Origin of the sequence: Citrobacter sp. Cm038, assembly GCF_030333105.1 — a bacterium.
GTDB lineage: Bacteria > Pseudomonadota > Gammaproteobacteria > Enterobacterales > Enterobacteriaceae > Citrobacter > Citrobacter murliniae.
This window is the reverse complement of sequence record NZ_JAOWGO010000016.1, coordinates 945,295-958,620: the sequence shown is the minus strand read 5'-3', so window position 1 is coordinate 958,620 and position 13,326 is coordinate 945,295. Positions and strand designations below refer to the sequence as shown.

At 49.4% G+C, this 13,326-nt stretch carries 13 protein-coding genes; 5 read left to right on the top strand and 8 right to left on the bottom strand.

Annotated features, from left to right (window positions below; all coding sequences use genetic code 11):
- The first annotated feature begins 136 nt into the window (after nucleotides 1-136).
- Entirely contained in the window at nucleotides 137-1,045 is a 909-nt protein-coding gene (locus OGY01_RS06945; RefSeq protein ID WP_286492697.1) for a DMT family transporter, read from the top strand.
- Between the two features lie 41 nt (nucleotides 1,046-1,086).
- On the opposite strand, the gene OGY01_RS06940 is transcribed toward OGY01_RS06945, so the two are convergent.
- The 3 genes from OGY01_RS06940 to tehA all read right to left on the bottom strand — a co-directional run bounded on the left by OGY01_RS06940 (nucleotide 1,087) and on the right by tehA (nucleotide 3,518).
- A complete protein-coding gene (locus OGY01_RS06940; protein WP_045443332.1) occupies nucleotides 1,087-1,761 on the bottom strand; it encodes a DUF3313 domain-containing protein in 675 nt (224 codons plus the stop codon).
- A 159-nt stretch (nucleotides 1,762-1,920) separates the two neighbouring features.
- The gene (tehB, locus tag OGY01_RS06935; RefSeq protein ID WP_045443345.1) at nucleotides 1,921-2,517 is read right to left on the bottom strand and encodes a tellurite resistance methyltransferase TehB; all 597 of its coding nucleotides are present in this window, start codon (nucleotides 2,515-2,517) and stop codon (nucleotides 1,921-1,923) included.
- Nucleotides 2,517-3,518 (bottom strand): dicarboxylate transporter/tellurite-resistance protein TehA, encoded by a 1,002-nt coding sequence (tehA, locus tag OGY01_RS06930; RefSeq protein ID WP_045443348.1) that lies wholly within the window; start codon nucleotides 3,516-3,518, stop codon nucleotides 2,517-2,519. The genes tehB and tehA overlap by 1 nt, the downstream gene beginning before the upstream one ends.
- Nucleotides 3,519-3,632: 114 nt before the next feature.
- Between tehA and ydcK the strand changes: the two genes are divergently transcribed.
- Nucleotides 3,633-4,613: a YdcK family protein gene (ydcK, locus tag OGY01_RS06925; RefSeq protein ID WP_286492695.1), complete on the top strand. Its 981-nt coding sequence runs from the start codon at nucleotides 3,633-3,635 to the stop codon at nucleotides 4,611-4,613.
- On the opposite strand, the gene rimL is transcribed toward ydcK, so the two are convergent.
- On the bottom strand, nucleotides 4,605-5,150 hold the full coding sequence (gene rimL / locus OGY01_RS06920) for a 50S ribosomal protein L7/L12-serine acetyltransferase (protein WP_286492693.1): 546 nt from the start codon (nucleotides 5,148-5,150) through the stop codon (nucleotides 4,605-4,607). The genes ydcK and rimL overlap by 9 nt on opposite strands.
- 221 nt (nucleotides 5,151-5,371) lie before the next feature.
- Here rimL and alr point away from each other — a divergent pair, with 221 nt between their 5' ends.
- On the top strand, nucleotides 5,372-6,598 hold the full coding sequence (gene alr / locus OGY01_RS06915; protein ID WP_045443365.1) for an alanine racemase: 1,227 nt from the start codon (nucleotides 5,372-5,374) through the stop codon (nucleotides 6,596-6,598).
- A gap of 66 nt (nucleotides 6,599-6,664) precedes the next feature.
- On the opposite strand, the gene OGY01_RS06910 is transcribed toward alr, so the two are convergent.
- The 4 genes from OGY01_RS06910 to OGY01_RS06895 all read right to left on the bottom strand — a co-directional run bounded on the left by OGY01_RS06910 (nucleotide 6,665) and on the right by OGY01_RS06895 (nucleotide 11,272).
- Nucleotides 6,665-6,889, bottom strand: a complete 225-nt coding sequence (locus OGY01_RS06910; protein ID WP_045443368.1) for an HP1242/YdcH family protein — start codon at nucleotides 6,887-6,889, stop codon at nucleotides 6,665-6,667.
- A 166-nt stretch (nucleotides 6,890-7,055) separates the two neighbouring features.
- Nucleotides 7,056-8,711: a glucan biosynthesis protein D gene (locus OGY01_RS06905; RefSeq protein WP_286492691.1), complete on the bottom strand. Its 1,656-nt coding sequence runs from the start codon at nucleotides 8,709-8,711 to the stop codon at nucleotides 7,056-7,058.
- Nucleotides 8,712-8,904: 193 nt separating this feature from the next.
- On the bottom strand, nucleotides 8,905-10,248 hold the full coding sequence (gene hglS / locus OGY01_RS06900) for a 2-oxoadipate dioxygenase/decarboxylase HglS (protein WP_286492689.1): 1,344 nt from the start codon (nucleotides 10,246-10,248) through the stop codon (nucleotides 8,905-8,907).
- Nucleotides 10,249-10,369: 121 nt separating this feature from the next.
- The gene (locus OGY01_RS06895) at nucleotides 10,370-11,272 is read right to left on the bottom strand and encodes a manganese-dependent inorganic pyrophosphatase (RefSeq protein WP_045443387.1); all 903 of its coding nucleotides are present in this window, start codon (nucleotides 11,270-11,272) and stop codon (nucleotides 10,370-10,372) included.
- Between the two features lie 224 nt (nucleotides 11,273-11,496).
- Between OGY01_RS06895 and OGY01_RS06890 the strand changes: the two genes are divergently transcribed.
- Together OGY01_RS06890 and OGY01_RS06885 are read left to right on the top strand one after the other, a co-directional pair.
- Nucleotides 11,497-12,420, top strand: coding sequence for a LysR substrate-binding domain-containing protein (locus tag OGY01_RS06890; RefSeq protein ID WP_286492829.1), 924 nt, complete (start codon nucleotides 11,497-11,499; stop codon nucleotides 12,418-12,420).
- Between the two features lie 340 nt (nucleotides 12,421-12,760).
- The gene (locus OGY01_RS06885) at nucleotides 12,761-13,315 is read left to right on the top strand and encodes a fimbrial protein (protein ID WP_286492687.1); all 555 of its coding nucleotides are present in this window, start codon (nucleotides 12,761-12,763) and stop codon (nucleotides 13,313-13,315) included.
- Nucleotides 13,316-13,326: the final 11 nt, after the last annotated feature.

The following is a 13,326-nucleotide window of genomic DNA, read 5'->3' as shown; positions in this document are numbered from 1 at the left end:
CGTTAACAGCCTCCTTTTCACGCTTGCGGCAAAAAAAGCGCAAGATTATGCAAGTCCCGCGCAAACAGATGAAAGCCCCCTGACTGATGTCATGACACAGTGTATTTCTGAATAAAAAAAAGAGAGAGGGAGTTGTATGAACGCACTGTTGTACTGTCTGGTCGTGGTGATATGGGGAACCACATGGATTGCAATTTACCTGCAGCAAGGTCCGGTTCCTGCGCCCGTCTCCATCTTCTGGCGTTTTGCCGTCGCCAGCGTAGTGATGATATTGCTCCTGCTGATGAGTGGCAGACTACGCAAGCTTTCCGGTCGCGATCATCTGTTTTGTCTGTTGCAGGGAGGATGCGTTTTTTGCTTCAACTTCTGGTGTTTTTACACCGCTGCTGCCTGGATCAATACAGGGCTGGAATCGGTTATTTTCTCCATGGCAGTGCTGTTCAATGCGATAAATAGCTTCGTATTTTTTGGTCAAAAACCGCCGGTACGCTTCTATATTGCAGCCGTTCTGGGGTTAACGGGTATCGTCACGCTGTTCTGGCAAGATTTGGTCAACAGCGGGTTTAATCATTCACTGTTGTTGGGAATTGGCTTAAGTGCTCTGGGGACCTTTGGTTTCTCACTGGGCAATATGATCAGCATGCGCCATCAGAAAAAAGGGCTCGAGATCCTGACCACCAACAGTTGGGCAATGCTGTATGGCACATTATTGATTGCGGCGATTGCTGTGGTGCGTGGCGATAACTTCACGCCGCAGTGGACTTTCAGCTATCTCAGCGCACTGTTGTATCTGGCGATTTTTGGTTCAGTGATTGCCTTCGGCGCCTATTTCACGCTGGTCGGACGCATTGGTCCCAGTAAGGCAGCATACAGCACATTGCTTTTCCCATTGGTGGCGCTCACGCTGTCTACATTGTATGAGGGGTATGTCTGGCAGCTCAATGCGATTGCCGGGTTAGTGCTGATTTTACTGGGGAATCTGGTGATGTTTGCACGACCTGAGGCTCTGGTTGGTAAGTTATTTTACCGTCGCCGTACGGCATAGAAAAAGGCACCATCTGCTTGTTGCAGATGGTGCGTTCATCATTATTTTTTGTTGCTGTTCACGTCAAACATTGAGGCGTCTGTCGCCATGTCATCAACAACTTTTTTCAACGTTTCGAACGCCATTGGCGTGCTTTCGTTGTTCAGGTCTTTACCTTCACCCTGACGTACAACTCTAATCACTGGCTTATTGGTCGCCGCATCGATCAACTCACCCTCGAAATAGAGGTGAGTATCCATTGTGCGGTGCCCTGTTACCATTTGAGTACCTGCTACGACCAGCGCAACCGGGACCACTTCATAGAATTGCAGCCCTTCTTTACTGGTTGCTACACCTGTGATCGCCCCACGGAAAATCAGGCTACGCGGACCTGGGGTCGTAACCAGAGGTTTACGTTTAGCAATAGCGGTCTTCATTTGAGTGTTGGTATAGGTCAGCAACTTATCAAGAACCTGCTGACCTACCTGTGTGGTGGGCTTAGGAATCGGATAATACGTTATCGGGTTATAAACGATATTGTCGTATTTGGATTCATTGAAGTTTGGGTCAACCCAACGGAGTACCGGTTGTCCGGTTGCTGATTTAGTTTCCTTCAGGCCAGAATAATCTTTTAAAAACCCAGAGTATTTATCCGGCTGCGTCACTTTTGACGCACAGCCAGATAACGCCAACAAACCGGTAAGCACTGCAACTTTAAATAAAGTTTGAGTACGCATGAAACGATCCCTTTAGTTTTCGCAATGATGCATAAAAAAGGATAGCAAAACGGATTCATTTTGGATGTACTAAAAATGGTAAGCGTCACACATTTTTATTTCTGCGGTCAGCACGATAAAAAAATGCTGCCCGCAGAGAGAGTTATCTTACCAGGAGGGTCAGGCCGTCTTACGCGCCAGCATTGTCGCAAAGCGCAGTTTAATGCGATTGCCGTTTTCATCTGTGCGGTGAAGTTCACCCACATCTTCGTTATATTTCAGCAGATCCCAACCATTGTAATAACGGCGTAATTCACCTTCTTTAAACGCAAACGGGAAACCGACGGTGCAAGGGAAATCATCAGTGTCCATTGCTGCGACGATCAGGTTATATCCGCCAGGTTTAGTACAACGCTGCATATTTTCGATAAGCCCTGGGATTGTTTTCGCTTCCAGGAACATCATCACAACGGTAGAAAGAATAAAGTCGTATTCGCCGTCAAAGCTCAGCGCATTAAGATCCACAACCTTCGCTTGCAGATTGTTCAACCCTTCAGCAGCCTTGATGCGCTCCAGATTAGCAATGCTCATGGGATTTTTATCCCATGCGGTAACGTCGTAGCCGTTTGCCGCCAGGTAGAGGCTGTTGCGACCATTGCCGCAGCCCAGATCTAACGTTTTGCCTGGCGCAACAATTTTTGCCGCTTCAACAACATCGGAATGCGTGCGGGTTAAATCATATTTTTCCGTAAAGTAGTTTTCGTCGCAAAGGGTCATTATTTATCCTCAGATTTCAGTAATGCAGCACGCTCCGTGCGGATGAGCAGTTTTCCCTGCATCAGCAATACAAACGTACGTACCAGTAATAGTGCAATGATAAAATTGGTAAAAATAAACAGAGGGATCGCCAGAGTATGAAAAAAACCAGACTCACTGCTGTGCCCTAAATGCAGCCCCGTCGTCGCCAGCGCTGACACGCCGAACGAGAAACTCCAGAAAGAGGCATTAAATGGCTGGGACAAATACCACGGCATCAGGCGTAACATGAAAAGAAGCTGCAGCAGGCCATAGCCAAATAACATTTTGGCCAGCGTATCGCCTTCACCGCCATTGACGCTGAGCCAGGCGCTACAGGCGACCAGTGCAGGCGCCAGTTGAATACCCAGTGAAGTGCGTAATACAGCAGGTAGTTCGCCTGAACTGCGTAGACGTTGCAGGATAACAGGTTCAAGGCTTAACCATGAGAAGACGCCTGCCCCCAAAAATACCAATCCGGCATCGTTGAAACCCAACGCACCGCAGGCCATGGCGCTGATAAAGTTATTGGCCACGGTCGGCAAATATAACCCCGGCGTTGTTGCTTCCTCTGGATGCGAACCTCTCCAAAGCCCTGCCGTTTGCCAGGCTGCGTACAATAACTGAATCACCACGCCGATACTGAACAATCCCACGGCTAATGGACGATACCAGGGGACAAAGCCAATTGCGACCAGCATCGTTGTGGCAGGGAAAAGACTGACAAAGCTGCTCATCACCGGATGGCGAATTTCTGCCAGCACACTGTGCGGGAATCGCACCAGGCGGGTAAGAAATGCCAGCGTCAACAGACCCCAAATAATCATCGCGAGGATCACCAGACCATCGCCTACCCAGTGGCCGACCGACCATATCTGGCTGGCATATCGCCACGCAAACCCCATACCTATGATGCCCAGTACCATCCCAAAATAACCGGCCGGAAGATTGAGGATCCGATCACTCTCTTTGTTGTTACTCATTTTGTTTATTTTTTAAAGTATATTTGAAATGCATTTTATGGAATTTCTGGCGGTTTAGCCAGCGTGGAAAACTTTGCTACGTTTAACTAAAGTGCGCAACATGGAAATGAGGCTATGACCAAATACTGCCTAAGTGATGAGCCACGCTCCTTCAGTTATCAGGATAATGGCAACAAAAAAAGTGTATTGCTACGCCAGATTATCGCCCTTATTGACTTTAATGACGTTAAAGCCGGGACGCGAGGCGGCTGGATTGACGATGAAAACGTACTGGCGCAGAGCGGCAATTGCTGGATTTACGACGAAAATGCGCTGGCGTTCTCCGGTGCGGCGATCTCAGGAAATGCCCGTATTACGCAGGAAAGCATTATCAGAGATGGCGTACAGATTGGTGATGAAGTCTGGATCGATCGCGCTGAGATAAGCCACGGCGCACAAATACGTGACAACGTCACAGTTAAAGATTCTCTCGTTCAGGGAGAGTGTCTGCTGTCCGGCGATGCATGCATTGAGTGTCACTGTGAAATTATCGCGGCCAAAGGATTAACCCGTGAAAGCGACCAGATACTGCAAATCTACGACCGCGCTACCCTCAGCAATTCTCGTGTTGTACATCAGGCGCAGATCTATGGCGAAGCCAATGTCAGCTACGCGTTTATTGAACACCGTGCTGAAGTGTTTGAATTTGCGCTGATAAAAGGCAATGAGGAAAATAATGTCTGGATTTGCGATTGTGCGAAAGTGTACGGACACGCCCGCATACTAGCCGGAGTTGATGAAGATGCTATTCCGACGTTGCGCTACAGCTCACAAGTGGCAGAGCACGCATTGGTTGAGGGTAACTGCGTTCTGAAACACCACGTGCTGGTCGGCGGACATGCCGAACTACGCGGTGGCCCGATCCTGCTCGATGACAACATTCTTATTGAAGGTCATGTCCGCATCCGGGGAGAAGTGCTCATTGAACATCGCGTTGAAATTAACGGGCAGGCCCACGTCGAGGCGTTTGATGGTGATGCTATTCATCTGCGCGGGCCTAAGGTTATCAACGGCGAACAGCGTATTACGCGCACGCCCCTGGCTGGCTTACTCTGAGGCGTTGTCGATGATTCGGGCATAGAGATTAACATCATGGTACACACCATTAAGAAACTCGGCCTGTTTCATACAACCTTCCAGCGAGAAGCCGTTACGTTGCGCCACCCGATTGCTCTCGGGGTTATTCACCCGGCATTTAATGGTAAAACGTCGGATCTCTCCGCGTTGTGCATAGTGGTGAATAAAGGCCTGTAACGCCCGGGACATAATACCCTGCCCCTGATGAGCTTCATCCAGCCAGTAACCGATATAAGCGGCTTTGTTCAGCGGTTCTACCTGATTAAACGAGATAATGCCCACCACATCTTCATGCTCAAAAATAAGGAACATTTTGGCGTAGCCGCGTTGATGTAACATCATGTTCCCCTGCACGTTCTTACGCGTGTCCTCCTCAGAACCAACAAACTGCGGCCAGTTCAGCGACTGCTGGAGCCATGCCTTATTTTTAACCACCAGTTGATGTAATGGCGTAACATGTTGTTCTTCTACTGCACGCAGTTCCAGCGTTTCACTGACGCTAATAATTTCCGGCATGTATATCTCCTTTGCGATCGTTAAAGGGGCATTTCTGACTGGCACCAGCTGATATTAATCTGATTACCACCGTGAATAACACTTTTTTATGCTGTTACAGCAATCACTTAGAGACAATATACCGCGCATAACCCGCTACTCTATTTCTTCGGGCATCTCCCCGCCGAGGGGGAGCCGTAATGATGACAACAACACCCCTACTATTTTGCTAAGGAGCAAGCATGGCAGCACCTTTGGGCCGTTTAGCACTGATCCCGCTGTTACTGATTACCGCCTGTCACCAGCCCGCCACTGATACACAGGCGAGCCCCGTTCCCTATGCGGTAAGTAAGCAACTGGTCGTGGATAATACCACTCTGGAAATTTCTCGTAGCGCGCTGGAATATAACGTTCACAAAGTTCAGCAACTGCTGGGTGATAAAACCCGCATGTGCGCCATCCTGAAAGGAGATGCTTACGGGCATGACCTCTCGTTAGTGACCCCAATAATGATGCAAAATGGTGTTCAATGTATAGGCGTCGCGAGCAATGAGGAAATCAGCACCGTCCGCCAGTCAGGATTTAAATCGCAGCTCATGCGCGTTCGAAACGCAACAGAAAAAGAGATGCGGCAGGCGGCAGATTTTGATACCGAAGAGTTGATAGGCAACCTGGATATGGCTAAGCGCCTGAGTGCCATTGCCCGGGAGAAAGGAAAAACCATCCGTATTCATCTGGCACTGAACTCTGGCGGTATGTCACGCAATGGTCTGGAAGTCAGTACGGCGGCGGGACTGGAAGAGGCTCGCGCAATTTCAGCCTTACCGGGCCTGAAAATTGTTGGGCTCATGTCGCATTTCCCGGAAGAAGATGCTGCGGTGGTTAAACGCGATCTGGCCCGTTTCAACTCACAATCCGCACAGGTCCTCAAAATCACCGGGCTTAAGCGCGAAGAAGTTACGTTGCATGTCGCTAATACCTTCGCCACGCTGACTGTTCCCGAGTCGTGGTTGGATATGGTGCGTGTCGGCGGAATTTTTTATGGCGATACCATCGCCAGCACTGAATATAAACGTGTGATGACCTTTAAATCTGCAATTGCTTCAGTCAACCATTACCCGAAAGGAAATACCGTTGGGTATGACCGAACGTATACCCTCAAACGCAATTCCGTGCTCGCCAATATCCCGGCGGGTTATGCAGATGGTTACCGCCGCGTATTCAGTAACGCAGGACATGTTCTGATCCGCGGCCAGCGGGTACCTGTGTTAGGCAAAACCTCGATGAATACGCTGATTGTCGATGTGACCGATCTGCCACAGGTTGCTTCAGGTGATGAAGTGGTGTTATTTGGCAAACAAGGGAATGCGCAGGTTAGCGCTGAGGAAGTTGAAGAAATTAGCGGCGCGCTGTTCACTGAAATGTCGATTCTCTGGGGTGCGACAAACAAACGCGTACTTGTCGACTAAGCCCCACAAACAGGAAGGGCTTCCCATTCTTGCGGAAAGCCCTTTTACACAGCGGAGCAGCTCTATTTAGCCCTCACTGACACTCTCTTTTTGCAAAATTTTGAGCAGGTCTTCCTTCAAGTGGAGTTTCTGTTTCTTCAGGCGAACAATATCCAAACTGTATCCCCGACCATCCGAACCTTCCAGTCTGGAAATTTCATGATCAAGGCTGTTGTGTTTTTCGAATAAAGACAGAAAGCGAGGGTTCTCGGTTTTCAGTCGGGAAATAAGGTCTCTGTATTCTGGAAACATACTTTCTCCCTGTTAGTGGTCAAGAACGTGTACAACAAATACACATCCTCAGCTTACCTGGTTAAACCAGGGAAAAATGAGAACAGGATCGAGTAAATAGTGAACAGACGGTTTTGGGAGAGATGACAGATATGGCTCCCCATCAGGAAAGCCACTGGGCACACAATTAGCGCATTTCGCGGTCGTCAACGTACTGACGTTTATCCGCAGCAGGCGGGAAATACTGATACAGCCAGGTTTCGCTGATAGCATCCCCCTGACAACGCAGGAACATACGCATGTCTACCGGGTCGGTTGAGTCAGATGTCGGATACCAGTCAAACTGAATGCGATAGCCATCAATTGGCTCAACGTACAGGATCTCAATTTGTTTTGCTTCTCCACTGGAGAGCGTAATGACCGGTTCAATCCCCTTCGGTGCAGCGGCTTTCAGATCTCCACCAACGAAATCAATGGCAAAACGACGCGCCCATTTTTCCGGGTAATGTTCGCCCGGCGCCCATCCTTCCGGGAATCCACCCATACCGGTGCGGGTAGCCAGTACGCGCGCCAGCGGTGAGCGCACAGGTGGTTGAGCACTCCAGTAAAGACGATATTTGAACTCCAGATCGTCACCAGCTTTGATCGATTTATCCGGCTGCCAGAAACAGACAACGTTATCCAGCGTTTCACCCGTGGTCGGGATCTCCATGAGTCCAATGGTGCCCTTACCCCACTGGTTGCGCGGTTCTACCCACAGGCTCGGGCGCTTATTGTACCAACCCATGATGTCCTGATAGTGTGAAAAATCACGATCAAGTTGCAGCAGCCCGAACCCTCTCGGGTTGTTATCGGTGTAGGCATTGAACTGCAACTTTTGCGGGTTATTCAGTGGACGGCAGATCCACTCGCCATTGCCCCGCCACATCGCCAGACGATCGGAGTCATGAATTTGTGGGTGAATGGTGTCGCACATCCGACGTTCATTATTGCCGCAGCTAAACATACTGGTCATCGGCGCAATACCGAGTTGCTTGATGTCTTTACGGGCATAGATGTGATTCTGCACATCCATGATCACCTGTGTCTTCTCACAGTGGATCACGAACTTAAACGCACCGGTCACGCTTGGGCTATCAAGCAGAGCATAAACGGTAAATGAGGTTGCTCCCGGTTTAACCGTTTCGAACCAGAAAGCGGTGAAGTCAGGAAACTCTTCTTTGGTGTCGGTATAAGTATCGACCGCCAGACCGCGCGCCGACAAACCGTACTGATAGGTGTCATCCACAGCGCGGAAATAGCTGGCGCCCAGGAAAGAGACCACGTCGCGACGGGCCAGTTCTGGTGCTTTAAACACGCGGAAGCCCGCGAAGCCAAGGTCAGTTTGCCCTTCCAGCTGTTTAGTATCGACACCCGCATCATTATATTTGAACAGCTCAGGGCGGAAGTGAATCTCACGCGCCATATGTGTACTGCCATCGACCGAGAACATGCGTACACGTCGACGGAAGCCCATTCCTACATGGAAGAACTGTGCATCGAGCTGACGATTTTCAACGTTATTCCACAGAGACTGCTCTGCGTCATATTGAATGCTGTTGTAAGCCTGAGGCGTCAGTTTAGCCAGCGTGTCAGGTAATGCACGCGGTGCGCCACCCCACGGTTTTTGCGCTAAATCATGAGCCATCGACTGCAGAACGGAAAAATCGAAACGTACGGTTTTTCCGTCTGCAATGTCAGTTTCTACCGCATAAGCGGCGCGGGAGAAGAGTGATGCAATACCACTGGTTCCGCACACGGCGGCCATTGCCATTGAACCTTTAATAAATCGTCTACGATTCATGCCTGAAAGTGAGTCCTTCTGGTCGTGTAAATGGTCCCGCGCCGGTCTTAATCAGCGGCAAGAGAGTGCAGATTTCTGACCGCTCACTCTAGACAAAATTCATTAATAATCCAATTGTTGGTCGCCGATTATCTGTACAAAATCGAAAATATTTTATGTCGATGAGAACAGACTGAAACCCGTGTAAATCCCATCAGAGCAAACCACACCGCCGTTTGCTTCGTTCTTCTGCCTCCCGATATAGCGCAAACTCATCGTAAACTGCGCAACCAAGCGCCTGCTCAAACGCATCCTGACTGGCGTTGCCGTGCGTACGCGCTTGTGTTTCATTGCCCAGATTAGACTGGAATATTCCCGCAGCGCTGACCGGTAAAAAATCCTCGTAAGTAATAGGTTGGGCCACCAACCAGCCACGCTCGATCAGTGGCTGAGGATCGTCCTCTGGTCGAATTGCCTGACGATGCGCCTCACCCGATGGCGTTAATCGATAGCGGAACCAGGCCAGCCCTTGCTGTCGCAGTAGAAATTCGCTGTCAGGGAAAGCCTTGAACACTTCCTGAAGATGTAACTGATGCGTCAGGTTATCTTTCCCCGTTCCCGCTTTATTCAGGAGTTCGTCATACAACTGCCTGCCTTTTGACGTCAGCGCTACGCCACGTTGTTCGATCTCACCAAAGCGCGCCGTGTGGGTCCCGCGCATTTCCCCGGCAAACAGCACCGCTTCCTCCAGCGCTTTGAAGCTGGTCTGGCGCAGCAAAATGGGCACATCACGACGCGGAGGTCCTTCGATGAGAATTTTCGGTTCAATACCGCATTCCGGCATCATCGATTGTACGCGGTCAATATCTAACGTACGCGGCGTCAGGTGATTTATGTGGCAACCGGGGAAACACACCACGTCGGCGATCAGCCGGTGTTCGTTATGCAGCGCGTGATAGGTCTCTTCGTCAACCGTGGCATGCTGATGCCAACGGAATGTTTCCAGTGCTTCATGCACAAACTCCCGTGCCTGTGCTGGCGTGAAAGCACCCTGGGCATCAAATTCATCCAGAAGTTCGTGACAACGGCGAGTAAAAATATCGCGCTTAGCGAGGATCTCTGCAGCCCTTTGACGCAACGCTACATTTTCGATTAATTCGAGCCGTAATAATGAAGTAAATACCCGAAACGGATTGCGCGAAAGAGATGCGTCGTCAATGGGGCGAAACGCTGTGGAATGAACGGGAACGCCGGCCTGAGAGAGATCGTAATAGCTAACGGGATACATGCCCATAATGGCAAACATTCGCCGCAGCGTGGAGAGTTCCTGTGCCGTCCCCACCCGAATAGCGCCATGGCGCTCGACGTTAAGTCGCGCTAACTCATCCGCATTCGCCAGTTTTTCATGTAGCGTTGGATTATTTTCCAGAACAGCCAGATTCACATCAGCGACAAGTTCCAGCAACGTGCCATACTGCGGGACTTCCTGCTGGTACATTGCTGACATTGCCTGCGAAAATTGTTCCCGAATCTCATCTGCCGTGATGGTGTTCGCCATAATGTCATGCCTCCAGTGAATATTACCTGGAGTGTAGAGAACGCCAGTCAGTCCGGTGGGAAGAATTTACAAAGTGTGATCCCGCATAAATTCCCCCACCCACATCGACGATTAACGGAACTTACTGACGCGGTTTTAAGTGTTTTTCCAGCCACGGTAGCATCTGTTTTTTACGGCTTAACATCCCTTCCACCTTGCAGGGTTGCGGCACATCTGAAAGTTCGGTTCCGGCAAACCACAGACTGGTATCGCCCAGATTAATATCGGTCAGCATCAGAACGACCAGTGCGGCATGATTTTCCTCTGCATAGCGAATCATTTCCTGGCGAAGCTCGTCCAGCACCGCGTCAACCTGGTCTAGTGAATACAGCTCGAGTTGCGCCACACAGACCTGATGCCCATGAATTTTGAACGTTTTAATATCTTTATTGAGAAGTTGCCGGGCACTCATCCCTTCCACGCTGGTTTTGGCAGACAGCAGATTACGGCTGAACGCCTCCAGATCAATCCCCGCCTTATGAGTAAGAGCCTCCACTGCCAGACGATCGTCGGGCGTAGTCGTTGGTGAACGCAGCGTGACAGTGTCACTCAGCACTGCACCTAACAGCAAAATAGCCTCTGCTGGAGAAATTTGACTACGTACATCATCCGTCATCAACTGCCACAGCAGCGTCGCGCTACTGCCTACGGGCGTCACCCAGACTTCCGGCGGCAAACGAGTGATTAATCCACCGAGACGGTGATGGTCGATGATCCCGACAACATTACTCTCTGGAAGCGAATCTGGCCCCTGCGCGGGTTCAGTAAAATCGACCAGCCAGACATCCTGATCGGTCAGAGGAAAGGTCAACAGTTCTGGCAGCGCCAGTCCTGCATGCTTAAAAATAAATTGCGTTTCACGGTTAGCTTCCCCCGCTCGCCATGCCGTTGCTTGCTGACCGCGTAAAGTGAGCCAGCGAGCGGCCATTGTAGCGGTGCAAATTGCATCGCTATCGGGGTTAAGGTGCCCTATTACATGTATCATTAATCAGTGCCTTATGATGAGGAATGTCGTGGAAACGAATGACAGGCAAAGTATAACGACTGGTAACGCCCCCTACCATATTGCTGGCCTGGCTGTACAAAACATAAGCAAAATAAATCAGTTGTAATTAAAACATGATAAATGTTAATAATATTTTGCTATCAGGTTATCAAAAACAAACAACTTCACTTGTCACCGATACGACTCTGTTTTTAACATCGCTTATGGAAAAAAATGGTCTGTTCAATCAGCGCATTCGATTGCGCCACCTTCATACTTTTGTAGCCGTTGCACAACAGGGGACTTTGGGGCGCGCAGCTGAAACCCTCAACCTGAGTCAACCGGCCCTCTCCAAAACACTCAACGAACTGGAGCAACTGACCGGAGCCAGACTCTTTGAACGCGGTCGTCTGGGCGCGCAGCTAACGGTACCCGGCGAACAGTTTCTTACCCATGCGGTAAGAGTGCTTGATGCGCTCAATACTGCGGGTCAGGCGTTAAACCAAAGAGAAGAAGCGCAAAATGATGTTGTCCGTATTGGCGCGCTGCCTACTGCTGCGCTGGGCATTCTGCCCACCGTAATCGGTCAGTTCCATAAACAGCAAATGGAGACCACACTGCAGATTGCCACGATGAGTAACCCCATGATACTGGCAGGTTTAAAATCAGGGGAAATCGATCTCGGTATTGGCCGTATGGCCGACCCAGAATTGATGAGCGGCCTGAACTACGAATTATTATTTCTTGAGTCATTGAAACTGGTGGTGCGCCCTAACCATCCGCTATTACAGGAAACCATTACATTGAGTCGGGTAATGGAGTGGCCAGTCGTGATCTCACCAAAAGGTACTGCCCCCAGGCAACATGCAGAAGCCTTACTACAAAGCCAGGGTTGTAAAATGCCGTCTGGCTGTATCGAAACGTTGTCAGCTTCACTGTCCCGCCAATTGACGGTTGATTACGACTATGTATGGTTTGTACCTTCCGGCGCAGTACGTGAAGACCTGCGCCAGGCAGCTCTGGTTTCTTTACCAGTTCCAGCTCAGGGTGCAGGTGAACCGATCGGCATACTGACTCGCATCGACACACCTCTTTCCAGCACGGCGCAAACTTTTATTAACGCCATTCGCAAAACTATGCCGCTGTAATCTACTGCCTCGTCAGACTCATTCTTTCATGGGTCTGGCCCTTCATCTATAATTATAATGAATATCAAAATCAATAATTCATTATTCAGTCCTGTTAGATAGATAATAAAACCTACTACATAAAGCACCTTTTCAAAAAATATAAAACAGCGCTTGCAAGCACAGATAAAATTTACCTCACTCCGTGATTCAATACATTTTCTCAATGTTGAACCACACTTATTAGCAAAACACCCTAAATAAAATCCCAAAATCAATTTAAACAAGAAAATATCATTCCCCAATTAATGCCCATTATGTAATTATCGCCCCTTGGGAAAACACCATTAAGGAAAATAAAATGAAACTTTGCTTTTTAAGTGCTGCAGCCATTCTGGTTGCAGGTATTACCACGCAAGCTCAGGCTGCTGACTTAGCAAACATTGATTTCGCGGGAAATATTACAACATCAACCTGCGACGTCAGCATTGATGGGGCAGGCACATCCAAAGAGATTAAACTCGATGATATTACTGTGTCGTCTATGAAAGCGGCCACCAGCACCCCGGCCCAGAAAGCCAGCTTCGGGATAACCGTCAAAAACTGCGCTGCATCGGTAGCCAACGGTGGTAAAATAAAAGGCCAATTCTCAACGACCGGTAATTATAACAGCACCACTCAGGCACTGTTAAACACCGACCTGTCTGGCGATAAAGATGCTGGTTTCCGGGTTCAGGATACTGCGACCAATACCATCATCGATTTTAAATCCGCATTACCGCAATCCGAAGCAACCTACAGTTCAACCAATGGTGCCGCATTTAACTATACCGTAGGTTATATATATTCAGGTACTGGCACACCAGCCGTAGGTTTAGTTAAAGCGAATACAACGTTTACAACGACCTACCCTTAATTAGTTATCTT

What these genes read in the sequence shown, in the direction of transcription:
- OGY01_RS06945 (WP_286492697.1), top strand. Translation starts at nt 137, where the DNA reads ATGAACGCACTGTTGTACTGTCTGGTCGTGGTGATATGGGGAACCACA.
- OGY01_RS06940 (WP_045443332.1), bottom strand. Translation starts at nt 1,761, where the DNA reads ATGCGTACTCAAACTTTATTTAAAGTTGCAGTGCTTACCGGTTTGTTG.
- tehB (WP_045443345.1), bottom strand. Translation starts at nt 2,517, where the DNA reads ATGACCCTTTGCGACGAAAACTACTTTACGGAAAAATATGATTTAACC.
- tehA (WP_045443348.1), bottom strand. Translation starts at nt 3,518, where the DNA reads ATGAGTAACAACAAAGAGAGTGATCGGATCCTCAATCTTCCGGCCGGT.
- ydcK (WP_286492695.1), top strand. Translation starts at nt 3,633, where the DNA reads ATGACCAAATACTGCCTAAGTGATGAGCCACGCTCCTTCAGTTATCAG.
- rimL (WP_286492693.1), bottom strand. Translation starts at nt 5,150, where the DNA reads ATGCCGGAAATTATTAGCGTCAGTGAAACGCTGGAACTGCGTGCAGTA.
- alr (WP_045443365.1), top strand. Translation starts at nt 5,372, where the DNA reads ATGGCAGCACCTTTGGGCCGTTTAGCACTGATCCCGCTGTTACTGATT.
- OGY01_RS06910 (WP_045443368.1), bottom strand. Translation starts at nt 6,889, where the DNA reads ATGTTTCCAGAATACAGAGACCTTATTTCCCGACTGAAAACCGAGAAC.
- OGY01_RS06905 (WP_286492691.1), bottom strand. Translation starts at nt 8,711, where the DNA reads ATGAATCGTAGACGATTTATTAAAGGTTCAATGGCAATGGCCGCCGTG.
- hglS (WP_286492689.1), bottom strand. Translation starts at nt 10,248, where the DNA reads ATGGCGAACACCATCACGGCAGATGAGATTCGGGAACAATTTTCGCAG.
- OGY01_RS06895 (WP_045443387.1), bottom strand. Translation starts at nt 11,272, where the DNA reads ATGATACATGTAATAGGGCACCTTAACCCCGATAGCGATGCAATTTGC.
- OGY01_RS06890 (WP_286492829.1), top strand. Translation starts at nt 11,497, where the DNA reads ATGGAAAAAAATGGTCTGTTCAATCAGCGCATTCGATTGCGCCACCTT.
- OGY01_RS06885 (WP_286492687.1), top strand. Translation starts at nt 12,761, where the DNA reads ATGAAACTTTGCTTTTTAAGTGCTGCAGCCATTCTGGTTGCAGGTATT.